Raw genomic sequence first — 25,077 nt, 5'->3', positions numbered from 1 at the left:
CAGGAAGGTACACCAGTCTGAGACGATTGCCATGACGTAGACTTACTATTCACGATAAAAGATGTCATGACAGAAGATGATTTACCGCCCAAAGAGGGGCTGGCCTGCACCAACAAGTTTGATAAAATATAAAGCGCCGCCGGAAAAAGCTGGTGCTAGGAGCTCCATGACTTTCCTGCGACGCTTATTACAGCAAATGGATTAGAACGCCATCAGCTCCGCTTCTTTCTCAGCCAGTGCGATATCCACTTTCTTGATGAAGGAATCGGTCAGTTTCTGGACATCTTCCTGGGCACGGCGCTCTTCATCTTCGCTGATCGCTTTGTCTTTCAGTTGGGCTTTCAGTTTATCGTTGGCATCACGGCGCACGTTACGCACGGAAATGCGACCTTGTTCAGCTTCACCACGCACGACTTTGATCAGATCTTTACGGCGTTCTTCCGTCAACGGGGGCAGCGGAACCCGGATCACCGTACCGGCGGAAGACGGGTTCAGTCCCAGATCGGAAGACATAATCGCTTTCTCAACAGCCGGACTGAGTGATCGATCGAATACGGTAATCGCCAGCGTACGGGAATCTTCCACGACGATATTGGCCAACTGGCGCAGCGGCGTGGCGCTGCCGTAATACTCGACCTGAATGCCGTCAAGAATACTGGGTGATGCGCGGCCAGTACGGATTTTGCCGATCTGGTTTTTGAAAACCTCTACGCATTTTTCCATGCGTGTTTCAGTATCTTTTCTGATTTCATTAATCACGTTGTGAACCCTTGAAAACTGGTTGCCTGGCAGACCACGCACCGCGTGACCCGGTGAATAATTAATACCAGCGTGAGCTGGCGATAAAACCGGCAATATCTTCTGTCAACTGAACAGGATATTACCCTATTTTTAAGATCATCCGTTATTACTGATCAGCGTCCCTTCCTTCTCGCCCATGACGACCCGACGCAACGCGCCTGGTTTGTTCATGTTGAACACGCGGATAGGCAAGTTATGATCGCGAGCCAGCGTGAAAGCGGCCAAGTCCATGACTTTTAGCTCACGCTCCAACACTTCCTGATAGCTCAGCGTTTCATACAGGGTCGCAGAGGGATCTTGTACCGGATCGGCAGAATAGACGCCATCGACTTTTGTCGCTTTCAATACGACGTCGGCTTCAATCTCTATGCCGCGCAGACAAGCTGCCGAATCCGTCGTAAAGAAGGGATTGCCGGTGCCCGCCGAAAAGATCACCACGCGATTATTGCGTAACAAGCTGATAGCCTCGGCCCAGCTATAGTTGTCACACACGCCATTCAAAGGTATAGCCGACATCAGGCGAGCGTTAACATAGGCGCGATGCAACGCATCACGCATCGCCAGCCCATTCATCACAGTCGCCAGCATTCCCATGTGATCGCCCACGACACGGTTCATTCCCGCTTTCGCCAGACCAGCACCGCGAAACAGGTTGCCACCGCCGATGACCACGCCGACCTGAATGCCTAACTCAACCAGTTCTTTCACTTCCTGAGCCATGCGATCCAGAATGCTCGCATCGATACCAAAGCCTTCTGTTCCCTGTAAAGCTTCGCCGCTCAGCTTAAGCAGGATTCGTTGATATACGGGTTTTGCATTGGTTGCCATGGTGTTCATGTCCTACAGGCTGTCGTCGTATTGGGAGTTGCTACCGTCACACTTCATTCCTTCACCAGAAGGTGAACGATCAAGTGTATTGAAATTATTTTGGCTGGATAAAAAGGAACCGCCAACTGGCGGCCCCTTTTTTACGATTAAGACTGCTTACTCATCGCTGCCACTTCAGCAGCGAAGTCAACTTCAGCTTTCTCAATACCTTCACCCACTTCAAAACGGATGAAGCTGATCACGTCAGCATTGTGCTCTTTCAGCAGATCGCCAACGGTTTTGTTCGGGTCCATAACGAAATGCTGACCAGTCAAAGAGATCTCACCGGTGAATTTACGCATACGGCCTTCAACCATTTTCTCCGCAATTTCACGCGGCTTGCCAGACTGCATAGCGATATCCAGTTGAATCTGGTGCTCGCGAGCAACCACATCAGCAGGAACGTTTTCAGCTTTCACATATTCCGGTTTGCTGGCGGCGATGTGCATGGCAATGTGCTTGATCAGCTCGTCGTCAGCACCTTTGGCAGCGACCATAACGCCGATGCGAGCGCCGTGCAGATAAGAACCCAGCACGTCGCCTTCTTGCACAGCGATACGGCGGATATTGATGTTTTCACCAATTTTAGCCACCAGCGCAGTACGTTGTTCTTCAAATTTCGCTTTCAGAACTTCAACATCGGAAATGCGATCGTTCAGAGCGACGGCGACCACGTCTTCACCAAACGCTTTGAAGCCGGCATCTTTGGCAACGAAGTCAGTTTCGCAGTTCAGTTCAACGATGACGCCGTATTTACCGTCTGCGGAAATTTTAGTCAGGATCACACCTTCAGCAGCAACACGGCCTGCTTTCTTGGCGGCTTTCGCCTGGCCGGATTTACGCATATTGTCGATAGCCAGTTCAATGTCGCCACTCGCTTCAACCAGCGCTTTCTTACATTCCATCATGCCTGCGCCAGTACGCTCACGCAGTTCTTTTACCAGGGCAGCGGTAATTTCAGCCATTATCTTTTCCTCGGATATCTCGCGGGGGAGATAAGTAAAAAAGGAGCCCTGTCAGGCCCCTTTAACCAACATATGTCAATACCTGGTTAATAAGGGCTCATCAAGCCAGCCTTATTATTCAGCTTCTACTAAGCCTTCTTCCGCCTGCTCAGCCAGATCTTGAGAACGGCCTTCACGGATGGCAGTAGCAACGGCGCTCAGATACAGGCTAACTGCACGGATTGCGTCGTCGTTACCAGGGATAATGAAGTCAACACCATCTGGATCAGAGTTGGTATCAACGATAGAAAATACCGGGATACCCAGGTTGTTGGCTTCTTTGATTGCGATGTGTTCGTGATCGGCATCTACAACGAACAGCGCATCTGGCAGGCCGCCCATGTCTTTGATACCGCCCAGGCTGTTTTCCAGCTTGTCCAGTTCACGAGTGCGCATCAGCGCTTCTTTCTTGGTCAGCTTGTCGAAAGTACCGTCCTGGGATTGAGTCTCCAGATCTTTCAGACGCTTGATTGACTGACGAACCGTTTTCCAGTTAGTCAGCATACCGCCCAACCAACGATGGTTCACGAAGAACTGATCGCAGCTGTTGGCAGCATCTTTTACCGCTTCGCTTGCTGCGCGTTTCGTACCAACGAACAGAATTTTGCCCTTGCGAGAAGCAATTTTGCTCAGCTCAGCCAGTGCGTCGTTGAACATTGGTACAGTTTTCTCAAGATTAATGATGTGCACTTTGTTACGCGCACCGAAGATGAACGGCTTCATTTTCGGGTTCCAGTAACGGGTCTGGTGACCAAAGTGTACGCCAGCCTTAAGCATATCGCGCATGGAAACAGTTGCCATGATTACCTCTATTAATTAAGTATGGGGTTATGCCTCCACGTGTCCCATTGCGCCGACTCCGCAAGTCAAAAACCTTTGGAGCACCCCGGCGAACGTGCCGACACGTGTGTGTTATATACACAAAGTGAGTTTAGTCGATGCGGTTAAATATCATACAAAAATATCCAGCCGGATCATCGGCGCGCTTTATACCATAATTCCCCCCGACACACCAACTTTTGTTGTATCGCGCCACGGTTCGGAATGATCAATTGGCAAGCCAGCGGCAGGACTGATAACATGCGTTATTACTTAACATCAGCTTTAATTTCCTGTGAAATACACGGGATACCTGCGGACTAAAATTTAATGGCAATATCAATCAAAACCCCTGAAGATATCGAGAAAATGCGAGTAGCCGGACGTCTGGCTGCCGAAGTACTGGAAATTATCGAACCTCATGTTGTTCCGGGCGTCAGCACCGCCGAGCTGGATAGAATCTGTCACGATCACATCATTAATAATCAACAGGCTATTTCAGCCTGCCTGGGCTATCACGGTTTTCCCAAATCGGTTTGTATTTCCATCAACGAAGTCGTTTGTCACGGTATTCCTAGCGAAGAAAAAATCCTGAAAAACGGCGATATCGTCAACATTGATGTCACCGTTATCAAAGATGGTTTCCACGGCGATACCTCTAAAATGTTCATCGCGGGCACCCCCACGATCCTCGGCGAACGCCTCTGCCGCATTACGCAGGAAAGCCTCTATCTGGCGCTAAAAATGGTCAAACCCGGCATCCGCCTGCGTTCCCTGGGAAAAGAAATCCAGAAATTTGTCGAAGCGAACAACTTCTCGGTGGTGCGAGAGTATTGCGGTCACGGTATCGGTAAAGGGTTCCACGAAGAACCGCAGGTGCTGCATTATGATGCAGACGACGGCGGTGTCGTTTTGCAGGCGGGTATGGCTTTTACCATTGAACCCATGGTCAACGCCGGCGATTACCGTATTCGTACCATGAAAGACGGCTGGACGGTAAAAACCAAAGATCGCAGCTTATCGGCACAATATGAGCACACGATTGTGGTAACCGAAAACGGCTGTGAAATAATGACATTGCGTAAGGATGACACCATCCCTAATATTATTACGCATCAAGCGTAATACTGGGCCGGTTAAGACCAACTCAGGCTGCCGGCAAAAAGGTTTATGTCGTCACGCTCGCGTCAGCGAGGCGTTTCCTGATGGTCACGTGTTGATTAAAAGCACATTCCCGCCCAGGCGGGAATGACGGTATTGTCAGTTCGTGCCTTATCATCAATCTCCGGCGATTTTTATGGATTGCACACATGACCAACAGACACCTTTCGCATGATATTCTCGCGCAATCCCCCGCGATAGTGCAACCTCCAACCTCGCCACTGACCTACAGCGACGACATGCTGAACAGCCAGACGCTAAAATTGCAGTTGGAACACGTTCAAAACTGGCTGGGCAGCGAGTTCAAATCCGGCGTCAGCGCGGAAACGCTGATTGATGCCAGAACGCTTTTCATTGATCGCCTGCTGCAACGGCTATGGTTCTTTTACGGCTTTGAAAAAATCGCGCAGGCCGCGCTGGTCGCGGTCGGTGGCTATGGTCGGGGCGAGTTGCATCCGCTTTCCGATATCGATGTGCTGTTTTTGAGCCAGGATAAGCTCGGCGAACAGGATTCACAACGCGTCGGCGAATTTATTACCTTGCTATGGGATATTAAGCTCGAAGTCGGCCACAGCGTCAGAACGTTGGAAGAGTGTCTGCAAGAAGGCCGCGCCGACATTTCCGTCGCGACTAACTTGATCGAATCCCGCATGATATGCGGTGATGTCGCCTTGTTCCTCAATCTGCAAAAACAGATTTTCAACGATGACTTCTGGCCGTCATCCGCCTTTTTCCCAGCCAAAATCGCCGAACAGCAGGAGCGTCATCGGCGCTACCACAGCACCAGCTACAATCTTGAACCCGATATCAAAAGCAGCCCGGGCGGATTACGCGACATTCATACTCTGTTGTGGGTGGCCCGCCGTCATTTTGGCGCAACGTCCCTTGACGAAATGGTGGGATTTGGCTTTCTCACCGAAGCGGAACGCAAAGAACTGAACGAGAGCCAGAGTTTTCTGTGGCGTATTCGGTTCGCCCTGCACCTGATGCTGCCGCGCTACGACAATCGGCTGCTGTTCGATCGGCAGCTCAATGTCGCACAGTTGCTGCAATACCAGGGGGAAGGAAATGCTCCGGTAGAACGCATGATGAAAGATTTCTACTGTATGACGCGCCGCGTCAGCGAGTTAAATCAGATGCTGCTGCAATTGTTTGATGAAGCCATTCTCGCGCTGGAAGCGGATGAGAAACCGCGGGCGATTGATGAAGAATTTCAACTGCGCGGCAGTTTGATCGATCTGCGTGACGAAACGCTGTTTATCCGTAAGCCAGAAGCCATCATGCGCATGTTTTATCTGATGGTACGTAATCGCAACATCACCGGGATATATTCGACAACCTTGCGTCAGTTGCGTCACGCCCGGTGCCACCTTGCCAGCCCGCTGTGTACCATTCCCGAAGCCCGACAACTGTTTATGAACGTGCTGCGTCATCCGCATGCCGTGAGCCGGGCGCTGCTCCCTATGCATCGGCACAGCGTGCTGTGGGCCTATATGCCGCTGTGGGGAAATATCGTCGGGCAAATGCAGTTTGACTTATTCCATGCCTACACCGTTGATGAACACACTATTCGGGTGCTGCTGAAGCTGGAAAGCTTCTCCGACGAAGAAACCCGCGCGCTCCATCCGCTGTGCGTAGAACTTTATCCTCGTTTACCGCAGCCTGAATTGCTGCTGCTCGCTGCCCTGTTCCACGATATCGCCAAAGGCCGAGGCGGCGATCACTCTGAACTTGGCGCACAGGACGTACTTGAGTTCGCGGCGCTGCACGGCTTGAATTCACGGGAAGCGCAGTTGGTTTCATGGCTGGTTCGCTGCCATTTGCTCATGTCGGTCACCGCACAGCGGCGGGATATTCAGGACCCGGCCGTCATTCAGCAATTCGCCGCCGAAGTACAAAGTGAAACGCGTCTGCGTTATTTGGTAAGCCTGACCGTCGCGGATATCTGTGCGACCAATGAAACGCTGTGGAACAGTTGGAAACAGAGCCTATTGCGCGAGCTCTATTTTGCGACTGAAAAACAGCTAAGGCGCGGTATGCAGAATACGCCGGATCTGCGCGAACGCGTACGCCACCATCGCCTACAGGCGCTGGCGCTGCTGCGTATGGACAATATTGACGAGGAAGCGCTGCATCATATCTGGAGCCGCTGCCGGGCTGATTATTTCCTGCGCCACTCGCCTAACCAGCTAGCCTGGCATGCCCGCCACCTGTTGGAGCACGACATTAATAAGCCGCTGGTTCTTATCAGCCATCAGGCCAGCCGTGGCGGTACGGAGATTTTTATCTGGAGCCCGGACCGGCCTTATCTGTTCGCGGCGGTCGCCGGTGAGCTGGATCGACGTAATCTCAGCGTTCACGATGCCCAGATTTTTACCAGTCGCGACGGCATGGCGATGGATACGTTTATTGTGCTGGAACCGGACGGCAGTCCACTGGCGCAGGATCGCCACGAAATGATTCGCCATGCGTTGGAGCAGGCGCTAACGAAGCGTGATTATCAACATCCGCGCGGGCGCCGTCCTTCGTCGAAATTACGTCATTTCAGCGTCCCCACCGAGGTCAATTTTTTGCCGACGCATACGGATCGACGCAGCTATGTCGAGCTGATCGCTCTCGACCAGCCAGGTTTGCTGGCCCGTATCGGCGAAATTTTCGCCGATCTGAATCTCTCGTTGCACGGGGCCAGAATCTCCACCATCGGTGAGCGGGTGGAAGATTTATTTATCCTCGCCGACAGCGACAGGCGTGCTCTCAAACCGGAATTGCGGCTTAAATTGCAAGAACGGTTGACAGAGGCCCTCAACCCAAACGATAAAGTATCATTGAGCTAATATTCACAATCAGGAATAGAGAAAACAGGATGCACCAACAACTACAGAATGTTATTGAAACCGCTTTCGAGCGCCGCGCCGAAATAACGCCAGCAAGCGTAGACACCGTCACGCGCGAAGCGGTTAACCAGGCCATCAGCCTGCTGGACAGCGGCGTACTCCGTGTTGCTGAAAAAATTGACGGTCAGTGGATCACACATCAATGGCTGAAAAAGGCCGTGCTGCTCTCTTTCCGCATCAACGATAACCAGATTATGGAAGGCGCGGAAACGCGCTACTACGACAAAGTGCCAATGAAGTTCGCTGATTATGACGACGAGCGCTTTCAACGCGAAGGTTTCCGCGTTGTGCCGCCAGCCAGCGTGCGTCAGGGCGCATTTATCGCTCGCAATACCGTACTGATGCCTTCTTACGTCAACATCGGCGCTTATGTTGATGAAGGTACCATGGTCGATACCTGGGCCACCGTGGGTTCCTGTGCCCAAATCGGCAAAAACGTTCACCTGTCTGGCGGCGTCGGTATTGGCGGGGTTCTTGAACCGTTACAGGCCAACCCAACCATCATTGAAGACAACTGCTTTATCGGCGCACGCTCTGAAGTGGTTGAAGGGGTGATCGTTGAAGAAGGTTCGGTCATCTCGATGGGCGTATTCATCGGCCAGAGCACCAAGATTTACGATCGTGAAACGGGTGAAGTGCACTACGGGCGCGTTCCTGCCGGTTCCGTGGTGGTATCCGGCAATCTGCCGTCCAAAGATGGCAGCTACAGCCTGTACTGTGCAGTGATCGTGAAAAAAGTGGATGCGAAAACGCGCGGTAAAGTGGGCATTAACGAGTTACTACGCACCATTGACTAAACTGAATCTGGCGGGTGATTTAACCCGCCATTTTATCGTGGCTATCCTGCCTTCGGGCCATCGCATAACGACGTTTGAATTAAAAAGGTTGCATTATGTATGACAATCTGAAAAGCTTGGGGATCACCAATCCCGACGATATCGATCGCTATAGCCTTCGTCAGGAGGCTAGCAACGACATTCTAAAAATTTACTTTCGCAAGGACAAGGGAGAGTTTTTCGCCAAGAGCGTAAAATTCAAATATCCGCGTCAGCGCAAAACTATTATGGCCGACAACGCGGGTCAAGGTTATAAAGAGATCAACGAAATCAGCCCTAATTTACGCTATATCATTGATGAACTTGATCAAATCTGCCAGCACGAACAGGCGGAAGTGGATTTGAAACGCAAGATCCTTGACGATCTGCGTCATCTGGAAAGCGTAGTTTCGAACAAAATCAGCGAAATCGAAGCCGATTTGGAAAAACTGACCAAAAATCGCTGAAGGCGCTCGTGTCTTGCTCAACAAAAACGGGAGGCTTTTGCTCCCGTTTTTCGTCTTACTGAGCCTCTACCAACCCGGCCCATTGCTCGACCCACGGGCAGGAGAGCACTTCCGGCTCCGGGTGTTCAATGGCATCAATATCCAGAACATCGCCCAGACGCTTGGCGCCGATATCCTGTAACAACGCATCAAACTGATGACCGCCGCCACAAAAGTTCTCGTAACTGCTATCGCCCAGAGCAATCAATCCATAGTGCAGGTTTGGCTGATGCCCCCCTTTCTCGCGCAACGCCACATACAAAGAAGTAATCGAGTCAGGCAGTTGCCCCTGTCCGGTCGTCGACGTCACCACCAGCACGTAGTGCTCAAGGTACTCAAGCCATACCTCCAGCGAAGCATCCTCAAAAACCTTGACCTCATGCCCGCGCGCTCTGAGGATGTTCTCCGCTTCTTCAGCTACCAGAAGCGCATTCCCGTAGACCGTACCAACAAAAATACCAATCTGCGCCATGCTTCCGCCTCCCTTTTTATTTAATGCCCAATTTATTGCTGGATGAAATGCCCGCTATCCTGACCCGATGCGTCTGGAAACTCAACCCTTTCAAAATCAGGGAGAATACCATTCCAGCCAAACCGCGACATCACGCCTTGCCACTGCGCATCCCAACGGGCCTGCAAAGTCAGCCACTCCCCGCTCACAGGATGGGGCAAACTCAGTTGGCTGGCATGCAACATCAATCTGCCACAGTCAAAATTCGCCGCCATACCACGGTTCTGTCGCAAATCGCCATACGCACTATCACCAATAATGGGATGTCGAAGATGCGACATGTGACGACGCAACTGATGCTTGCGTCCGGTTAGCGGCGCCAGTTCCAGCAGGCTAAAACGTGATGTTGGATAACGGCCTATCGCCACAGGCATTTCAGCCTGCGCCAGAGAACAGTAATGGCTGACGGCTGGCTGCGGAGGCTTATCGGGATTGCTATATTTATCCGCAATTTTATCCATCTCTTCCGTCAGGGCGTAGTCAATTACGCCCTCATCCGAAACATAACCACGCACTACGGCGTGATAGATTTTCCGCGTTTGATGCTGTTCAAACTGCTGAGACAATGAACGCGCCACATCGCTGGATAGCGCAAGCAACAACACGCCGGATGTTGGCCTGTCCAGGCGATGAACCGTATATACATGCTGACCGATTTGATCCCGCAGAGTCTGCATCACCACGACTTTTTCTTTACGATCCAGCCAACTGCGGTGTACCAGCCAACCGGCAGGCTTGTTGACCGCAACCAGATGCTCATCCTGAAAAATGATCTCAAGCATCGCTGTTTTCATCAGGATCAAAACTATTTTGGTGATTCTTGATGAACAGGGCATCAAGCTGACTGACATACCGTAGAACAGGCTCAATATCTTCCGGCGCGCCATCCAGCGCTTCTTCAAAATAAGGAAGAAGTGAGAGCTTCTCAGGTAACTGCGCACCACTATCCAGCAGTGCATGCATACGTGGCAGCAGTACCCACTGAAGCCACTGCGCTGCGGGCATCGTATCGATATAGAAAGGTTCAACGCTGTCAAAAGCGGAAACCTCCGGCGGCAACTCTTCCCAGAAAGGGCTATCTTTTAAGGCGCGCTCAAGATCAAATAAAGACTGGCGAACCTGATTCTCTATACTCATACGGTTTCTCGACTGAAGCCTTTGCCCTAAGCGGCAAAGCATAGCACTGATATCAGTCTCGCCCAATATTCACGCTTTAGAGGGCTTCTAGGCTAAAGTTATGCAAAAAAATGGGGGTACTGATTGCTCAGTACCCCCGATTCGTTTTATAGCTATCCCGCTACACTTTTGCATCCCTGCTCATCCGTGAAAACTTTTCCTTAGCGGTCTTCCTAACCCACAATCCCTGCGGTCGATCCTACTTTCTTCCTGACTTTTCCATCCTGTATCATCCATGACTGAATCCCTTTAGGCTCCTGCCCCACCGACAATCCTTGCCGGCTCTCAGTCTCCATCCTGGAGGTGTCCCTGATTTCATCCTGAAACTGGGTGTACCACGTTTATTGACAAGCGATCCACCTACTACTGTGATAGCCGTTTGATTCACTGTAACCGGTTACCAACTTAAGTAATAAGATGTATTAATTGTAAGGATTCAGCAAGAGGTAACTAGCAATCTTTACCGGTCAACTTTCTGAAAAGAAAAAAATTGAAGCCTAATTATTTAATTAATAATAAAAAAATAAAAATGCAACCCAGCCTTCACATGAAAGATAAGATATCTCTCACAGAAAATGTGAGAGATATCTTACATGGTCAAAAGTGAAACATGATTAATCATTAGCCCATCTCTGCGGACGAAGCCGGGAAAGAAATTCGGCCAGCGTCGGAACCAGTATCTGATGTCGCTTCGTACCAAACTCCTCCAGCAAAATCTGCCCGGAAACATTGCACAAAGACACCATCGTCATTTCAGATTCAGTGGTTGCCAAAAACAATGTCGGCGATAATTTCAGGCGCTTCTGGGTCAGTAAGTGCCCGATCAGATTCTCCTGTATACGGATAAAATCGTCCTCGCTCCACACCTGTAGCAAGGTACATGAATGAGAATCAAACTGCGCTGTCATATCACCCGCATATTGCGCGGTGTAAAAAGCGTGAATATCGGGATGAAGACTGATATTCAACGCCCTCTCGACGCCATCCAGCGCCAGAGCAGGCGAAGACGGCTGCGGCAACCAGAAAACCCTCTCCGCCCGGGTTTCGGTAATGCAGGGAGAAGGTACGCCATAGAGCGCAGCACTGGCGGGCGGATGGCCGGTTTCCTGCTGCCAGAACTCGATATAGCGTCGGGTAAATGCCGCCAGTGCCTGGGTGACTTCACAATCCATAATTTTTCTCATCGTTACGTTAGTCAGGTTACACTATTCACCATGATAGGTTTTACAGCAGGTGACAATATGTCTATCGATAAGCATCAGGCCTTGAGCGGACTGACGCTGGGGAAGCCCACACCTTATCACGATCGTTACGATGCAAAACTATTACAACCGGTGCCGCGCAGTCTCAATCGTGAACCTCTGGGTATTTCCCCGGATAGTCTGCCGTTCCACGGCGCCGACATTTGGACGCTCTACGAGCTTTCCTGGCTCAAGCCAAACGGCGTACCCCAGGTGGCCGTGGGTGAAATGCGTCTGGACGCGAATAGCCTGAACCTGATCGAGTCTAAAAGCTTCAAACTTTATCTCAACAGTTTTAACCAAACCCGGTTTGAGAGTTGGGAGGCGGTTCGCACCACATTGATCAAGGATCTTGGTCAATGCGCCCAGGGCCAGGTCAGCGTCGCGTTATTCAGACTCAGCGAGCTGGAAGGTCAGCAGATAGCCCGGTTTGAGGGGGAATGCATCGACGATCAGGATATCCGTATCGACAGCTACGCGTTCAACGCGGATCATCTGGCCTCAGCCTCACCAGATGCGACGCCGTCGGCAGAAGAAAGCCCAATTGTCGAAGAAACGCTGGTCAGCCATCTGTTGAAATCCAACTGTCTGATCACCCATCAACCCGACTGGGGTTCGATACAGATTCGCTATCGTGGTAAACGCATCAACCGGGAAGCTCTTCTGCGTTACATTGTGTCGTTCCGTCATCATAACGAATTTCATGAACAATGCGTGGAGCGCGTTTTTAACGACCTGATGCGTTACTGCCAACCGCAGGCGCTGAGCGTTTATGCGCGCTACACTCGCCGGGGCGGGCTGGATATCAATCCGTGGCGCAGCAACGCCACGTTTAATCCATCAAATGTGCGGTTGCCGCGTCAATAAATGCGAGACGTTACGCAACATGATGTTTTTACATGCGGCCATGATTGGAAAAAACGATGTCGGCGCGTTAAGGTGAAGCAACGGGACAGTCTGGGCGCCCCAGGCGGACATGCTCATCTCACCCGCATATAAAGGTTCTGATTGCGCCACAGAAGAAATGGCGAATTATTCTGCATTTCAAGGAGCAAAATTGATTACACATATCAGCCCGTTAGGGTCTATGGACTTGTTATCGCAGTTGGAAGTGGACATGTTGAAAAGCACTGCCAGCAGCGACCTCTATCGTTTGTTTCGTAATTGTTCCCTCGCCGTCTTAAACTCGGGTAGCCAGACGGACAACAGCAAGGAACTGCTTTCACGCTATGAAAGCTTTGACATTAATGTGCTGCGCCGTGAGCGCGGCGTAAAGCTGGAGTTGGTCAACCCGCCTGAAGAGGCCTTCGTTGACGGGTACATCATTCGTTCATTACAGGCCAACCTGTTTGCCGTGCTGCGCGACATTCTGTTTGTTAATGGACAGATTACCAGCGCGGGGCGTTATCAGTATCTCAATCTGGAAAACACCACGCACATTACCAATCTGGTGTTTTCTATTTTACGCAATGCCAGAGCCCTGCATGTCGGCGAAGAACCGAATATGGTCGTGTGCTGGGGCGGTCACTCAATCAATGAAACCGAGTATCTGTATGCCCGAAAAGTCGGCAGCCAACTCGGTCTGCGCGAACTGAATATCTGTACGGGCTGCGGCCCCGGCGCGATGGAAGCGCCGATGAAAGGCGCTGCGGTAGGACACGCGCAACAACGCTATAAAGAAGGCCGTTTTATCGGAATGACGGAACCCTCCATCATTGCGGCGGAACCGCCAAATCCGCTGGTGAATGAACTGATTATCATGCCGGATATTGAAAAACGTCTGGAAGCGTTCGTACGCATCGGACACGGCATCATCATCTTCCCCGGCGGAGTAGGAACGGCAGAAGAATTTCTTTACCTGCTGGGCATTATGATGAACCCGGAAAACAGCGAGCAGGTGTTGCCGATTATCCTAACCGGCCCGGAAGAGAGCGCCGATTATTTCCGCGTACTGGACGAATTCATTATCGGCACGTTAGGGCGTCAGGCGCGCCGCTATTACTCCATCGTCATCAATGACGCCGCTGAAGTGGCGCGCCAAATGAAGAAATCGATGCCGCTGGTCCAAGAAAGCCGCAGACACACGGGAGATGCCTACAGTTTTAACTGGTCATTACGAATTGCCCCGGATTTGCAGATGCCTTTCGAGCCAACGCACGAAAACATGGCCAACCTGAACCTGCATCTCAATCAGCCGGCGGAAGAGCTGGCAGCCGCGTTGCGCCGCGCGTTTTCCGGCATCGTTGCAGGGAACGTCAAGGAGAGGGGAATCAAGGCCATTGAGGAACAGGGACCTTATAAGCTCCACGGCGATACGCAGCTTATGAAGAGCATGGATAAACTGCTACAGGGTTTTGTCGCGCAACAACGCATGAAGCTTCCCGGCAGCGCGTATATTCCGTGCTACGAGATCTGCGCTTAACACGACAAAACGCCGAAGCGGCGGCCTATCGGGTTCGTTTACCACGATCGATCCGATTTCATCACCCAGACGGGGAAGCCACGTCTTCCCCGTATAACGCCATCAGGAAGCGATTTATGCCTGTCCATCTGCTGATTATCGATGCCCTAAATTTGATACGTCGGATTCACGCGGTACAAGGCTCTCCCTGCGCGCCGGCCTGTCAGCACGCGCTAAATCAGCTATTGCAACACAGCCAGCCAAGCCACGCCGTTGCCGTCTTTGACGATGAAGATCGCGACAGCAGTTGGCGACATCAGATTTTACCTGAGTACAAAGCCGGGCGAGCGCCAATGCCGGAGAACCTTAAACAGGAGTTGCCACAGATCAAAACAGCCTTTGCCGCGGTGGGGGTCGCCAGTTGGTACTCGCCTGGGAATGAAGCCGACGATCTGGCTGCTACGCTGGCGACTAAAGTGGCGAATGCCGGGCATCAGGCAACTATCGTGTCAACGGACAAAGGCTACTGCCAGCTTTTGGCGCCGGCAATCCTGATCCGTGATTACTTTCAGAAACGCTGGCTGGATCTGCCTTTCGTTCAGCAGGAATTTGGCGTGTCGCCGCGACAGCTCACCGATTATTGGGGATTGGCGGGTATCAGTAGCAGCAAAATTCCGGGCGTCAGTGGTATCGGCCCCAAAAGCGCCGTGCAATTATTACAGCAGGCGGGCAACCTGGAGGCGCTTTATCAGGATCTGGCGAGCGTGCCGGAGAAATGGCGCAGCAAACTTGAACAACAGCGGGAAATGGCGTTTGTCAGCCGCCGGGTCGCGACGCTCAGCACCGATCTGGCGTTGAATGGCAATTTGCAGCAGCTACGTCTGCCACAAACCAGCCACTAATCGTGAGTTTGCCCTGTCTATGTGCGACACTACCCGACAAACATTTATCAGAAGAAAACATCTAAAGGACGAGGCGTATGCGTAAAACGCCGCCAGTCGCCCCTGATAGCAAGTTTTAGCGCTCGTCGCGCCGCCCCGGCACCGCGGCCCAGAAGCGCCGCGCATGAACCGTCACCTCTTCACGATCGTGATACAGCTGCTTGGCATGCACTTCCGCATTAATACCGTCCTCAGCGAGACGTTCGTTAAGCAATGCCAGATTCTGCGACACTTCCTCATAACGCTTTTTCATCGGCAGTTTCAGGTTGAATATCGCTTCGCGGCACCAGCCTTTTACCAGCCAGTCGGCAATCAGGCTGGTCACCCTGGCCGGTTTTTCCACCATGTCGCACACCAGCCAGTAAACATTATTTCGCGGCGGTTCAAAACGGAAACCATCTGCCTGATGATGCATAACCTGGCCGGTATCCATCAAACTGGAGGCCATCGGCCCGTTATCCACGGCGTGAACCATCATGCTGCGTTTCACCAGTTGATAGGTCCAGCCACCGGGACACGCGCCCAGATCAACCGCATACATGCCGCTGCCCAGCCGCTCATCCCACTCGTCCGCCGGGATAAAAACGTGGAAAGCCTCTTCCAGTTTCAAGGTCGAACGGCTGGGCGCATCGGACGGAAACTTAAGCCGCGGAATGCCCATATAGAACGGAGAATTGTTAAAGCTGTGAGAGTAACCGACATAACAGCAACCGGGCGCGATGAACAGCACATGCAACACCGGCCGGTCGGCTTTCTCATATCCCAGCAAAATTTTGCTTTCACGCAGCGCCGCACGTAAAGGAACGGTGAACTTGCGGCAGAATTTCATCAGCTCTTTACTTTCATTCGTGTCAGGGACTTCGACACGCAAGTCCCCTGCATGCTCAATCGCCCCGGTCAGCATCCCGACAATCGGCGTAATGCGATCTTCCGGCGGCAGGTCGCGCAGCAACTCACCGCTGACAAACATCTGGCGGGCGAAAATCAGCTCATGAAACGGCAATACTTTTATCAGCCTTTCAGCATCTTCATGCTGGTAGCATTCAAAGACCACATAGCCGCTGTTCTCTTTTACTCTGGCAAAACCATAAGCGTTGTGATGTGTTGCTTTTTCCGTTATTTCCGCCGCACACTCTTTTTCAAATCCGGGACGACAGTACAGAATCACTTTATTCATGGCGTTTAGCCTTTCTCTTCAGACGCAGTGCGCCAACCAACATCAACAGCCACCCGACCAGAAAACAGAATCCGCCCATCGGCGTAACGTAAACCCAGAGCTTAAGATGCGAAAGCGCCAAGCAGTACAAACTGCCGCTGAACAATACTGTCCCCAAAGCCAGAAAAACGCTACTCCAGTAAAACCAGAGACTGGTGCGCTGATGCATGGCGATCGACAATGCCAGAATAGCCAGCGTATGAAACGCCTGATACTCCAACCCGGTACGCAACCAGGCTAGTTCGGTCGGACCCAGCGTTTTGCTTAACACATGGCTTCCAAATGCCCCCAACGCAACAAAAATAAAACCGCTGACGGCAGAGAACACCAGCATGAAACGACTATTCATCGTTGTTATCCAATAGAATTATCTGTGAATCCGAGGCGTTTCGCATCGCCTCAGCGCGTATTGTTATCATAGCGAAAACGAAATTTCTCCTGCTCGGTGGCTGCCCGAGCCAGAATCCAGTGTCGAAAAGCGGCTATTTTACCCAGTTCTGCCTGGCTGTCATGACATACCAGATAAAAAGCATTTTTACTGACCAAAACGTCGCTGAACGGACACACCAGACGCCCGGCCTCAATCTCAGCCTGCGCGATAACATTATTCGCCAGCGCCACGCCTTGTCCGTGAATTGCCGCCTGGAGCACCATCGCACTATGGCTGAATATCGGCCCCTGTTGCACATTGATCTGTACGCCGAGTTGACGCGTGTATGCCAGCCAGTCACGGCGCGACACGTCATGTAGTAAAGTGTGCGCCACCAGATCGTCCGGCGTTTTCAACGGATGGCTGCCGGTTAACAACAGCGGCGAACAGACTGGCAGCAGATACTCGGCATACAATTTTTCCACCCGCATGCCAAGCCAGTTATCACGACCATAAAAAATGGCGATGTCCACATCATCCGATAATCGGTCTTCATCGCGATCGACCGCCTGAATGCGCACATCAATGCCTGGATACTCGGCATTAAAGCTCGACAAACGGGGAACCAGCCAGTGGATGGCAAAGCTGGGAAGCAGGCTGACCGTCAGCGCGCCTTTGGCGCTGCGCGACTGCAATTTACGGGTGGCTTCATTAAGAGAAGAGAAAATCTCTTTAATATCAAGGTAATAACTTTGACCATCTTCTGTCAGCAGCAGCGAGCGATTACGGCGGCGAAATAATTTAAGCCCCAGAAAGCCCTCGAGCGACTTAATCTGATGGCTGACAGCGGCCTGGGTAACGAACAGTTCTTCCGCCGCTTTGGTGAAACTCAGGTGGCGGGCGGCTGCATCAAATACGCGCAAAGAATTGAGCGGAGGTAGACGTTTTGACATGGAGGAAGTTCTTTTATTTACCGATAAATCACGCCTGTAATACGTGCGTTTATCTATTAGTTTTTTTAATCCGAGACATTATAATTTGTCCGTTGAGGATGTGCCAGTAAATACCTATATTGGTACAACTTCCTGAGCCGAAAAGAAAAGTGCGGAGGATGATCTGAAGTGCTTTTGGCTTGTGGTCGTGGGTTGCGTGAGTGGTTTTTACCGCCTTTCAACAAGTTAGCGATTCCGTCTTACTCAATAAAAATACTTACATTTATCTTGTTTGTCCCTAATGCTTTTTATCTGTAGCACCGCGAATGCGGTGCTTTTTTTATGTGTCGGGTCGGTGTGTTCTACATGACCTAAAGACATAGACCCCGGTTATTTCGCTTCAACCATTTCCTTCACATTATCACGACTGATCTGCTGATTTTGACCATAGGCATCGGTGTAGCTGATCATCCCAGTTTCATCATCGACTTTCGGTTTACCGTCCGCGACGATGGTGCGGCCATCATTAGTGTGCAAAACATAATTACTGGAACAAGCTGCCAGAGAAAAAGCCATCAGAATAGCGGCGAAAATAGAGATTTTATTCTTCATAGTTAACTCCATGCGAATTAAAATGTTTTTTGGTTGACTCTACGCGTCAGGAAATCCTGAAACCTAACGCTTTAAAGCGTAGCAAGATTTCCTCATTTTTCCATACAGTACCTTAAGCATAGTCCTAAACTTGTTTCTCCCGGCAAAATGGGACAGGATCTGAATCCCCAAAAGAGGATGCCCATGACTCCGTTTAACGCCACAACATTTCGCCAACAGTTTCCCGCTCTGCAAGATGCCGCCGTGTATCTGGACAGCGCGGCGACGGCCTTGAAACCACAGGCCGTGATCGATGCCGTACAGCAGTTTTACAGCACAGAAAACGGTACGGTTCACCGCAGCCAGCATCAGGCTGCAAGGGCGCTGACTCAACGTTTTGAGCAGGCGCGGAAACAGGTGGCGGCGCTTCTTCATGCAGAAGATCCCCGCGATATCGTCTGGACGAAAGGCGCGACGGAAGCCATCAATCTGGTTGCTCAAAGCTACGCCCGTCCGCGTCTTCAACCGGGTGACGAAATCATCGTCAGCGAAGCGGAACATCACGCCAATTTAATCCCCTGGCTAATGGTGGCGCAACAAACCGGCGCGCAGGTAGTAAAATTGCCCATTGGCGCGGACAGGCTGCCGGCTATCGGTCGGCTTGCCGATTTACTCACGCCAAGAACCCGGCTGCTGGCGCTGGGTCAAATGTCCAACGTCACCGGAGGTCAACCCGACCTGGCAAAATTCATTCAGCTTGCTCATCAATACGGCGCGGTGGTGATGATCGATGGGGCGCAGGGTATGGTGCACCGTCCGCCTGACGTGCGGGCGCTGGACATTGATTTTTATACGTTCTCAGGACATAAGCTGTATGCGCCGACGGGTCTGGGCGTGCTATACGGTAAGACCGCGTTGCTGGAACAGATGATGCCCTGGCAAGGCGGCGGCAAGATGATGACCAGCGTCTCTTTTGACGGTTTTACGCCGCAGGCCGTTCCTCATCGATTTGAAGCCGGTACGCCGCCTATCGCCGGGGTACTTGGCCTGTCCGCAGCCCTAGACTGGCTGTCACAGCTGGATTGGCAGGCGGCAGAGCAATACAGCCAGAATCTGGCCCGCCGGGCGGAAACGCAACTGGCGCGATTCGCCGGCTTTCGTAGTTTCCGCGCCTCCGACTCCAGCATACTGTCATTTGATATCGCAGGCGTCCACCACAGCGATTTGGTGACGCTGCTGGCGGAAAGCGGCATTGCGCTGCGAGCCGGCCACCATTGCGCCCAGCCGCTGATGGCGGCACTGGGTATCAACGGCATGCTACGGGCATCGTTCGCCCCCTACAATAATGAGCAGGATGTGGCTGCACTCATCGCGGCGATGGGGAATGCTCTGGAGCTTCTAACAGATTAACGGAAACCACGCGCCATGACCGACACGACCAACACCGTCCACCCTTTCGGGCGCCAAATCCGCGTAGCGGACTTGCAGGCCCGCTTCGACGCCTGCCGTTCCTGGGAAGAGCGTTACCGACAATTGATCTTACTGGCGAAAGCGCTGCCTCCCCTGCCTGAAGCGCTGAAAGACGACGCCATTTCGCTGTCAGGCTGTGAAAACCGCGTCTGGCTGGGCTATCAACGTCAGGAAGACGGCACGCTGCACTTTTACGGCGACAGCGACGGACGGATTGTCCGTGGGCTTCTGGCCGTATTGCTCACTGCGGCGGAAGGAAAAACGGCTGAGGTTTTATTACAGGAAGAACCGCTAGAATTGTTCGATCAACTGGGGCTGCGCGCTCAGCTCAGCGCCACGCGCGCAAGCGGCCTGGCCGCGCTAGCCGCCAGAATCAGGGCTATCGCCGGGCGGGTGGCTGCGCGAGAGTAAAATACGCCACGCTACTTCTATTGTGCCGCCGATTCCCGACCCTTTTTCGCCATCATCTTCTTCAACACATGGGAAACCGCCACGAAACCAAAGGTGGCGGTCACCATGGTCGCGGCGCCAAAGCCAGAAGCACAATCCATGCGTATCGCCCCTTCCGCCATTCCGCGGGAAGCGCAAACCGAGCCATCAGGCTGAGGGTAGACCAGTGGTTCGCTGGAAAACACGCAATCAATTCCCAGTTTCCCTTTGCTGTTTTTCACCACGTTGAAATCGTGCTTCAAACGCTCGCGCAGTTTTGCCGCCAGCGGGTCCTGAATGGTTTTCGCCAGATCGGCAACCTCAATACGCGTTGGGTCGCTTTGCCCGCCTGCGCCACCGGTGGTCACCACCGGGATTTTATAGCGACGGCAGTAGGACAACAGTGCCGCTTTAGGCCGCACGCTATCAATGGCGTCAATGACGTAACTGAAATTGCGATCGAGTAATTCCGCCACATTCCCGGCACTGATGAAATCATCCACACAGGTGACCAGGCATTCCGGGTTAATCGCCAGAATGCGTTCCGCCATCACCGCCGTTTTCGCCTGCCCGGTATGCTGGCGCAGCGCATGAATCTGCCGGTTGGTGTTGCTGACGCACACATCATCCATATCGATCAGCGTGATCGCGCCGATCCCGGTGCGGGCCAGGGCTTCCGCCGCCCAGGAACCCACTCCGCCAATGCCGATCACACAGACATGAGCCTGAGAAAATAGCGCCAGCGCCTGCTGACCGTATAACCGCGCGGTGCCGCCGAAGCGCTGTAAATAGGCTTCGGACAATTGCGTACTCATCAACAACCAACCTTTTTACTTCGGGAAAAGAAAAACGCCTCAGAATAGCGCTAAACTCGCACCACATCCACCAGACAACTCATAGCGTTCGGCCCTTGCGTCAGTGACGAGGTGCCAATATCCAGCGTCAGTACGTTCGCATTCCCAGACTGCTCGACCGGATGCCATTCCTTACGCCTGAATCCCGGTTCAAACCAGGCGCCGGTGGACATAATCACCACGCCCGGCGTAACTCCGTCGGTAATCTGCACGCCGGCAAAAATACGGCCGCGATCGTTTCTGACTTCCACCAGGGAACGATCGGTAATCTCACGCGCCGCCGCATCCTGCGGATGCATATAGAGCGTCTCCTTGTCTGCGGTTTTGTTCGCCGCAACCTGCGGCGTTTCCGCCAGTTGGCTGTGCAATCGATCGGCAGGCTGGATGGAAATAAAGTGCAGCGGCCACGTTTTGCTCGCTGGCGCACCCAGCCATTCAACCGGCGGACGCCATTCAGGGTGCGGCGCAAAGTCTGGGTAGTCATACCCGGCAATGGTCGAACTGAACAGTTCTATCTTACCGCTTGGCGTTTGCAGCGCATGCTGTTGCGGATCGCGGCGGAAATCTTCAAAGAACACGAACGGCTTGTCATCCATCGGGATTTCCACCTGTCCCTGCCGCCAAAATTCATCAAATGACGGCCAGGAGTGCGCCAACTCATTCTGCCTTGCCCGGCAATTCTCATAGAGCGTTTCCAGCCATTCCCGCTCATTGCGATTCTGTGTGAATACCGGCTCATAGCCCAGCCGCTGCGCCAGTTCGCTGAAAATATCATAATCATGACGCGCCTGATGTCGTGGAGCAATCGCCTGATGCATGGCAAAAATGAAACGATCGCGGGACGATCCCCCAATGTCGTTACGCTCCAGCGTGGTGGTCACCGGCAATACGATGTCCGCCATCTGCGCCGCTGGCGTCCAGACGATATCCTGAACGATCACCGTGTCCGGCTTGCGCCAGCCCTCCACCAGCCGGTTCAACTGCTGGTGGTGATGGAAAGGATTTCCCCCCGCCCAGTGGATCAGATGAATATCGGGATAGGTGTGCGTCTCGCCCTGAAAGGTGTACGCTTCGCCCGGCTTGAGCAGCATATCGGCGATCCGCGCGACGGGGATCGCCCGTCCGGCATTTGGGCTGGAAGGAGAGGCAGGGGCAGGCGTCGAAATACGTTCGTTGCCGACGCTGTTCATCGAACCATGACCGAACGAGAAGCCGCCGCCCGGCAACCCCACCTGTCCCAGCATGGAGGAGAGCGCAATCATCATCCAGTATGGCTGTTCGCCACGGTGTGCCCGCTGCACGGAGTAGGAACAAGTGATAAAACTGCGCACCCCGATGAGTTGACGCGCCAAACGCCGGATACGCTCCGCCGGAATACCGGTAATGGCGCTGGCCCACTCCGGGGTTTTAGCGATGCCGTCACCCCGGCCAAGCAGGTAATCCGTCAGTTGTTCGTAGCCAACGCAGTAGCGTTGCAGAAAATCTTTATCGTCCGCGCCCAGCCGCTGGATTTCGTAGCCCAGCGCCAGCATTAGCGCCACATCGGTATTCGGGCGAATAGCGATCCATTCAGCGTTGACAAACGCCGGACAGTCGTCGCGCATCGGACTGACGTTAATCACCGGAATGCCTTTTTCCGCCAGCTTTTCCAGCGCGGGTTTGAGCGTATGATGCCCCGCGCCGCCGGAAGCAACCTGTGCGTTTTTCAGCGCCAGCCCGCCGAACGCGAGAAAAATCTCACAGTGTTCGGCAACGCTGCGCCACTCCGTCACTTTACCGGTCAGGGGATGAAACGTACCGATGACATAAGGCAGGAAAAACTGCGCCGCGCCCCAACTGTAGTTGCCCTGCTGATCAACCGCTCCGCCGCCGGAAAAATAGAAACGACGCACCTGCGAACGAGCATGATGGAAACGTCCGGCCGAGGACCAGCCATAAGAGCCGGCAAACAGACCGTCGGCGCCATATTGATCGCGAACACGGCGGTTCTCTCCAGCAACCAGATCCAGCGCCACGTCCCAGTCAACCTCAACAAAATCTTCCTTACCCCGCAGAGCGCGATCGCTGTTCTCACGCTTTTGCAGCCACGAACGGCGCACCGAAGGACGGCGAATCCGGCGTTCGGAATAGACCAGCGGAACAATAGCGTCGAGCATTGCAGAGGGTGAAGGATCGTCCGCAAAGGGTTCGCAGCGAATCAATTTCCCCGCCTCAACAACGGCGGTAAACGCGCCCCAATGAGCAAGGTGTGGATAACGCTTAATCGACATGACAACCTCAGAATATAATTAGCAGGCTGGATAATAACCCGAATCTGTCGCTTCCCCAATCGCCAGAATGGGGAAAGGCTTACAGCTTTATATGGCCTTGCCGCTTATAAAAGGAAAACATCGCCGATTCCCGTTAGACGCAATTAAAGAAAATCATTAACGCTGTGGGTTGCTCACCAATAATGAACCTGAATCGCCGCCATTCGATGCTGGCGTGTTTTGCGCCGAATTAAACAGCCCGCCACTGCTCTGATTGTTTTTCAGTACCCATACCCGGCCATAATGGTTGTAGAAGCCCGCCTTATTCCCCGCCTCATGCCCAATTCCCTGATAGATGTCGAAGTGCTGGCCTTTAATCGCGCCCCCCACATCCAGCGCAATCATCAGGCGCATTTCATACCTGCCAGTAAACTTGCCTTCGTTATTCAAAAGCGGCACTTCAGCCAGCAAAACCGTTCCCGCCGGGATGAGCGTGCGGTCGGAGGCGACAGACGCTTTCGCCACCAGCGGCACCGCGCTGGCGCCTTTGACCGGCGAGGACATCATCGGTTTAAAGAAGACAAAAGACGGATTCTGTTCCAACAGTTCGCGAACTTCATACTCACTGTGCTGTTCGGACCACTTGCGAATAGCCTGCATGGACATATCTTCGCGGGCTACTTCACCACGATCGATCAGCACTTTGCCGATACTGCGATAGGCATGGCCGTTTTTACCGGCGTAGCCAAAGAACGTCAGCGGGCGGCCATCCCCAAAATCAATGTAGGCGCTGCCCTGCACCTCCATCATAAAGTTATCCACCAACGAGTTGGTCCAGGCCAGAACCAGATCGTCATCCAATGCACCGGCGTAAATAGCGGCGCGATCCGGCAGGCGACGGTTCATCTTGCCGCGTGACGGCATGGCATAGAGCGGGTAGCGGAACGCCCCCTGACGGGTATAGCGAGCTTGCAAAACGGGCGTGTAATAACCGGTAAACTGAACGTTGCCGAAGTTATCCACGCCTTCCATCTGCCAGGCGCTCAGACCGAACTTGCTCAGTTCGCGCGTGTCAGCGCCAGACATCATCCAGTTTTCGATCGCCTGAAAGGTGTTGTTGTTGCTGATGTAGAGGCTTGGCGAGGCGGCCCTGATTTCTGAAACCTGCGTAACAAAGTCATGCGCATTGACCGGTTTCCCTTTTGTATTCGGCTCATTCACCCATTCCAGAGGCTGATTAAGGTGTCCGTCCTTATATTGCTGTCCCTGATCGGTCGGTTTGGACTGACATCCCGCCAGAATGACAATCATCAGGCTAGCCAGTACATATTTTCTCCAACATCCTTTCATCTTCGTCGCGCTCACTTTTAACCTCAGCCAGATCTACCGCCGAACCATAACAAACGCCTATAAAGAAAGAAACGCACCTGTCACAAAAAACGGGGGCGAGTTATGAGTCACGACAGCGATTTTTAACATTGCGTCAGCAACAATTAAGTTTAAAAAATAGACCATTAGGCGGTAAATTCAGCACCCGCACAGCCGATCCCGCATTTTTCTTAGAAATAGGTTGCATAGAAGTTCATGGGGAGTATAGTGCGCATCCACGGACGCGGGGTGGAGCAGCCTGGTAGCTCGTCGGGCTCATAACCCGAAGGTCGTCGGTTCAAATCCGGCCTCCGCAACCAATTACTGATGCATGTTGAGCATCAGAGAGACAAGCAATCAAAACGGACGCGGGGTGGAGCAGCCTGGTAGCTCGTCGGGCTCATAACCCGAAGGTCGTCGGTTCAAATCCGGCCCCCGCAACCAATTGATTATCAACGACT

General features: G+C 52.7%; 25 protein-coding genes and 2 tRNA genes. 11 read left to right on the top strand and 16 right to left on the bottom strand.

The window, feature by feature from the left end; all coding sequences use genetic code 11:
• Nucleotides 1-201 precede the first annotated feature (201 nt).
• From frr to rpsB, 4 genes are all read right to left on the bottom strand, one after another.
• Nucleotides 202-759 (bottom strand): ribosome recycling factor, encoded by a 558-nt coding sequence (gene frr / locus EH207_RS03750; RefSeq protein WP_137712797.1) that lies wholly within the window; start codon nucleotides 757-759, stop codon nucleotides 202-204.
• 138 nt (nucleotides 760-897) lie between these two features.
• Nucleotides 898-1,629 carry a UMP kinase gene (gene pyrH / locus EH207_RS03745; RefSeq protein WP_137712796.1) on the bottom strand — a complete coding sequence of 244 codons (732 nt, stop codon included), beginning with the start codon at nucleotides 1,627-1,629 and terminating at the stop codon, nucleotides 898-900.
• A gap of 146 nt (nucleotides 1,630-1,775) precedes the next feature.
• On the bottom strand, nucleotides 1,776-2,633 hold the full coding sequence (tsf, locus tag EH207_RS03740) for a translation elongation factor Ts (protein ID WP_137712795.1): 858 nt from the start codon (nucleotides 2,631-2,633) through the stop codon (nucleotides 1,776-1,778).
• A gap of 114 nt (nucleotides 2,634-2,747) precedes the next feature.
• Nucleotides 2,748-3,473, bottom strand: coding sequence for a 30S ribosomal protein S2 (gene rpsB, locus EH207_RS03735; protein WP_137712794.1), 726 nt, complete (start codon nucleotides 3,471-3,473; stop codon nucleotides 2,748-2,750).
• A 348-nt stretch (nucleotides 3,474-3,821) separates the two neighbouring features.
• On the opposite strand from rpsB, the gene map reads away from it, so the two are divergent.
• From map to EH207_RS03715, 4 genes are all read left to right on the top strand, one after another.
• Nucleotides 3,822-4,616 carry a type I methionyl aminopeptidase gene (map, locus tag EH207_RS03730; RefSeq protein ID WP_137712793.1) on the top strand — a complete coding sequence of 265 codons (795 nt, stop codon included), beginning with the start codon at nucleotides 3,822-3,824 and terminating at the stop codon, nucleotides 4,614-4,616.
• Nucleotides 4,617-4,801: 185 nt separating this feature from the next.
• On the top strand, nucleotides 4,802-7,486 hold the full coding sequence (gene glnD / locus EH207_RS03725; RefSeq protein WP_137712792.1) for a bifunctional uridylyltransferase/uridylyl-removing protein GlnD: 2,685 nt from the start codon (nucleotides 4,802-4,804) through the stop codon (nucleotides 7,484-7,486).
• Nucleotides 7,487-7,515: 29 nt separating this feature from the next.
• Complete coding sequence (dapD, locus tag EH207_RS03720; RefSeq protein WP_137712791.1) at nucleotides 7,516-8,343, top strand: 2,3,4,5-tetrahydropyridine-2,6-dicarboxylate N-succinyltransferase; 828 nt, start codon at nucleotides 7,516-7,518, stop codon at nucleotides 8,341-8,343.
• A gap of 95 nt (nucleotides 8,344-8,438) precedes the next feature.
• Nucleotides 8,439-8,828: a DUF3461 family protein gene (locus EH207_RS03715; RefSeq protein ID WP_137712790.1), complete on the top strand. Its 390-nt coding sequence runs from the start codon at nucleotides 8,439-8,441 to the stop codon at nucleotides 8,826-8,828.
• 55 nt (nucleotides 8,829-8,883) lie between these two features.
• Here EH207_RS03715 and EH207_RS03710 read toward each other — a convergent pair whose 3' ends face one another.
• From EH207_RS03710 to syd, 5 genes are all read right to left on the bottom strand, one after another.
• Nucleotides 8,884-9,339, bottom strand: coding sequence for a flavodoxin (locus tag EH207_RS03710; protein ID WP_137712789.1), 456 nt, complete (start codon nucleotides 9,337-9,339; stop codon nucleotides 8,884-8,886).
• Between the two features lie 32 nt (nucleotides 9,340-9,371).
• Nucleotides 9,372-10,160 (bottom strand): tRNA pseudouridine(65) synthase TruC, encoded by a 789-nt coding sequence (gene truC, locus EH207_RS03705; RefSeq protein ID WP_137712788.1) that lies wholly within the window; start codon nucleotides 10,158-10,160, stop codon nucleotides 9,372-9,374.
• Nucleotides 10,153-10,515, bottom strand: coding sequence for a YqcC family protein (locus tag EH207_RS03700; protein ID WP_137712787.1), 363 nt, complete (start codon nucleotides 10,513-10,515; stop codon nucleotides 10,153-10,155). Before EH207_RS03700 ends, truC begins: the two co-directional genes overlap by 8 nt.
• 212 nt (nucleotides 10,516-10,727) lie before the next feature.
• Nucleotides 10,728-10,850: a hypothetical protein gene (locus EH207_RS18500; protein WP_281279151.1), complete on the bottom strand. Its 123-nt coding sequence runs from the start codon at nucleotides 10,848-10,850 to the stop codon at nucleotides 10,728-10,730.
• 318 nt (nucleotides 10,851-11,168) lie between these two features.
• The gene (syd, locus tag EH207_RS03695; RefSeq protein WP_137712786.1) at nucleotides 11,169-11,726 is read right to left on the bottom strand and encodes a SecY-interacting protein; all 558 of its coding nucleotides are present in this window, start codon (nucleotides 11,724-11,726) and stop codon (nucleotides 11,169-11,171) included.
• A gap of 69 nt (nucleotides 11,727-11,795) precedes the next feature.
• Between syd and queF the strand changes: the two genes are divergently transcribed.
• The 3 genes from queF (at nucleotide 11,796) to xni (ending at nucleotide 15,098) form a co-directional block, all read left to right on the top strand.
• Nucleotides 11,796-12,662, top strand: a complete 867-nt coding sequence (gene queF, locus EH207_RS03690) for an NADPH-dependent 7-cyano-7-deazaguanine reductase QueF (RefSeq protein WP_137712785.1) — start codon at nucleotides 11,796-11,798, stop codon at nucleotides 12,660-12,662.
• Between the two features lie 190 nt (nucleotides 12,663-12,852).
• Nucleotides 12,853-14,217 carry a nucleotide 5'-monophosphate nucleosidase PpnN gene (gene ppnN / locus EH207_RS03685; protein ID WP_137712784.1) on the top strand — a complete coding sequence of 455 codons (1,365 nt, stop codon included), beginning with the start codon at nucleotides 12,853-12,855 and terminating at the stop codon, nucleotides 14,215-14,217.
• A 116-nt stretch (nucleotides 14,218-14,333) separates the two neighbouring features.
• Nucleotides 14,334-15,098 (top strand): flap endonuclease Xni, encoded by a 765-nt coding sequence (gene xni, locus EH207_RS03680; RefSeq protein WP_137712783.1) that lies wholly within the window; start codon nucleotides 14,334-14,336, stop codon nucleotides 15,096-15,098.
• A gap of 115 nt (nucleotides 15,099-15,213) precedes the next feature.
• On the opposite strand, the gene rlmM is transcribed toward xni, so the two are convergent.
• The 4 genes from rlmM to EH207_RS03660 all read right to left on the bottom strand — a co-directional run bounded on the left by rlmM (nucleotide 15,214) and on the right by EH207_RS03660 (nucleotide 18,267).
• Entirely contained in the window at nucleotides 15,214-16,314 is a 1,101-nt protein-coding gene (gene rlmM, locus EH207_RS03675; protein ID WP_137712782.1) for a 23S rRNA (cytidine(2498)-2'-O)-methyltransferase RlmM, read from the bottom strand.
• Nucleotides 16,307-16,702: a DUF423 domain-containing protein gene (locus EH207_RS03670; protein ID WP_137712781.1), complete on the bottom strand. Its 396-nt coding sequence runs from the start codon at nucleotides 16,700-16,702 to the stop codon at nucleotides 16,307-16,309. Before EH207_RS03670 ends, rlmM begins: the two co-directional genes overlap by 8 nt.
• A gap of 50 nt (nucleotides 16,703-16,752) precedes the next feature.
• A complete protein-coding gene (locus tag EH207_RS03665; protein WP_137712780.1) occupies nucleotides 16,753-17,676 on the bottom strand; it encodes a transcriptional regulator GcvA in 924 nt (307 codons plus the stop codon).
• Between the two features lie 369 nt (nucleotides 17,677-18,045).
• The gene (locus tag EH207_RS03660; RefSeq protein ID WP_137712779.1) at nucleotides 18,046-18,267 is read right to left on the bottom strand and encodes a YgdI/YgdR family lipoprotein; all 222 of its coding nucleotides are present in this window, start codon (nucleotides 18,265-18,267) and stop codon (nucleotides 18,046-18,048) included.
• Nucleotides 18,268-18,450: 183 nt separating this feature from the next.
• Between EH207_RS03660 and csdA the strand changes: the two genes are divergently transcribed.
• Nucleotides 18,451-19,656 (top strand): cysteine desulfurase CsdA, encoded by a 1,206-nt coding sequence (gene csdA / locus EH207_RS03655; RefSeq protein ID WP_137712778.1) that lies wholly within the window; start codon nucleotides 18,451-18,453, stop codon nucleotides 19,654-19,656.
• Nucleotides 19,657-19,671: 15 nt separating this feature from the next.
• The gene (gene csdE, locus EH207_RS03650) at nucleotides 19,672-20,127 is read left to right on the top strand and encodes a cysteine desulfurase sulfur acceptor subunit CsdE (protein ID WP_137712777.1); all 456 of its coding nucleotides are present in this window, start codon (nucleotides 19,672-19,674) and stop codon (nucleotides 20,125-20,127) included.
• 17 nt (nucleotides 20,128-20,144) lie between these two features.
• On the opposite strand, the gene tcdA is transcribed toward csdE, so the two are convergent.
• The 3 genes from tcdA to mltA all read right to left on the bottom strand — a co-directional run bounded on the left by tcdA (nucleotide 20,145) and on the right by mltA (nucleotide 24,598).
• Entirely contained in the window at nucleotides 20,145-20,960 is an 816-nt protein-coding gene (tcdA, locus tag EH207_RS03645; RefSeq protein ID WP_137712776.1) for a tRNA cyclic N6-threonylcarbamoyladenosine(37) synthase TcdA, read from the bottom strand.
• A gap of 50 nt (nucleotides 20,961-21,010) precedes the next feature.
• On the bottom strand, nucleotides 21,011-23,269 hold the full coding sequence (locus tag EH207_RS03640; protein ID WP_137712775.1) for a molybdopterin-dependent oxidoreductase: 2,259 nt from the start codon (nucleotides 23,267-23,269) through the stop codon (nucleotides 21,011-21,013).
• Between the two features lie 156 nt (nucleotides 23,270-23,425).
• Nucleotides 23,426-24,598, bottom strand: a complete 1,173-nt coding sequence (mltA, locus tag EH207_RS03635; protein ID WP_137715255.1) for a murein transglycosylase A — start codon at nucleotides 24,596-24,598, stop codon at nucleotides 23,426-23,428.
• A gap of 261 nt (nucleotides 24,599-24,859) precedes the next feature.
• Between mltA and EH207_RS03630 the strand changes: the two genes are divergently transcribed.
• Nucleotides 24,860-24,936: transfer RNA gene (locus EH207_RS03630), tRNA-Met, on the top strand.
• A gap of 47 nt (nucleotides 24,937-24,983) precedes the next feature.
• A tRNA-Met gene (locus EH207_RS03625) sits at nucleotides 24,984-25,060 on the top strand.
• Nucleotides 25,061-25,077 lie beyond the last annotated feature (17 nt).

It is taken from the genome of Brenneria rubrifaciens, assembly GCF_005484945.1.
GTDB classification, from domain to species: Bacteria; Pseudomonadota; Gammaproteobacteria; order Enterobacterales; family Enterobacteriaceae; genus Brenneria; species Brenneria rubrifaciens.
Note: the sequence above shows the minus strand (reverse complement) of the source record. Positions and strands in the feature narration are given on the sequence as shown.

Bases quoted from the DNA above. Each gene is read 5' to 3' on its own strand.
- pyrH (WP_137712796.1), bottom strand. From the start codon at position 1,629: ATGGCAACCAATGCAAAACCCGTATATCAACGAATCCTGCTTAAGCTG.
- tsf (WP_137712795.1), bottom strand. From the start codon at position 2,633: ATGGCTGAAATTACCGCTGCCCTGGTAAAAGAACTGCGTGAGCGTACT.
- rpsB (WP_137712794.1), bottom strand. From the start codon at position 3,473: ATGGCAACTGTTTCCATGCGCGATATGCTTAAGGCTGGCGTACACTTT.
- map (WP_137712793.1), top strand. From the start codon at position 3,822: ATGGCAATATCAATCAAAACCCCTGAAGATATCGAGAAAATGCGAGTA.
- glnD (WP_137712792.1), top strand. From the start codon at position 4,802: ATGACCAACAGACACCTTTCGCATGATATTCTCGCGCAATCCCCCGCG.
- dapD (WP_137712791.1), top strand. From the start codon at position 7,516: ATGCACCAACAACTACAGAATGTTATTGAAACCGCTTTCGAGCGCCGC.
- EH207_RS03715 (WP_137712790.1), top strand. From the start codon at position 8,439: ATGTATGACAATCTGAAAAGCTTGGGGATCACCAATCCCGACGATATC.
- EH207_RS03710 (WP_137712789.1), bottom strand. From the start codon at position 9,339: ATGGCGCAGATTGGTATTTTTGTTGGTACGGTCTACGGGAATGCGCTT.
- truC (WP_137712788.1), bottom strand. From the start codon at position 10,160: ATGCTTGAGATCATTTTTCAGGATGAGCATCTGGTTGCGGTCAACAAG.
- EH207_RS03700 (WP_137712787.1), bottom strand. From the start codon at position 10,515: ATGAGTATAGAGAATCAGGTTCGCCAGTCTTTATTTGATCTTGAGCGC.
- EH207_RS18500 (WP_281279151.1), bottom strand. From the start codon at position 10,850: ATGGAGACTGAGAGCCGGCAAGGATTGTCGGTGGGGCAGGAGCCTAAA.
- syd (WP_137712786.1), bottom strand. From the start codon at position 11,726: ATGGATTGTGAAGTCACCCAGGCACTGGCGGCATTTACCCGACGCTAT.
- queF (WP_137712785.1), top strand. From the start codon at position 11,796: ATGTCTATCGATAAGCATCAGGCCTTGAGCGGACTGACGCTGGGGAAG.
- xni (WP_137712783.1), top strand. From the start codon at position 14,334: ATGCCTGTCCATCTGCTGATTATCGATGCCCTAAATTTGATACGTCGG.
- rlmM (WP_137712782.1), bottom strand. From the start codon at position 16,314: ATGAATAAAGTGATTCTGTACTGTCGTCCCGGATTTGAAAAAGAGTGT.
- EH207_RS03670 (WP_137712781.1), bottom strand. From the start codon at position 16,702: ATGAATAGTCGTTTCATGCTGGTGTTCTCTGCCGTCAGCGGTTTTATT.
- EH207_RS03665 (WP_137712780.1), bottom strand. From the start codon at position 17,676: ATGTCAAAACGTCTACCTCCGCTCAATTCTTTGCGCGTATTTGATGCA.
- EH207_RS03660 (WP_137712779.1), bottom strand. From the start codon at position 18,267: ATGAAGAATAAAATCTCTATTTTCGCCGCTATTCTGATGGCTTTTTCT.
- csdA (WP_137712778.1), top strand. From the start codon at position 18,451: ATGACTCCGTTTAACGCCACAACATTTCGCCAACAGTTTCCCGCTCTG.
- csdE (WP_137712777.1), top strand. From the start codon at position 19,672: ATGACCGACACGACCAACACCGTCCACCCTTTCGGGCGCCAAATCCGC.
- tcdA (WP_137712776.1), bottom strand. From the start codon at position 20,960: ATGAGTACGCAATTGTCCGAAGCCTATTTACAGCGCTTCGGCGGCACC.
- EH207_RS03640 (WP_137712775.1), bottom strand. From the start codon at position 23,269: ATGTCGATTAAGCGTTATCCACACCTTGCTCATTGGGGCGCGTTTACC.
- mltA (WP_137715255.1), bottom strand. From the start codon at position 24,598: ATGAAAGGATGTTGGAGAAAATATGTACTGGCTAGCCTGATGATTGTC.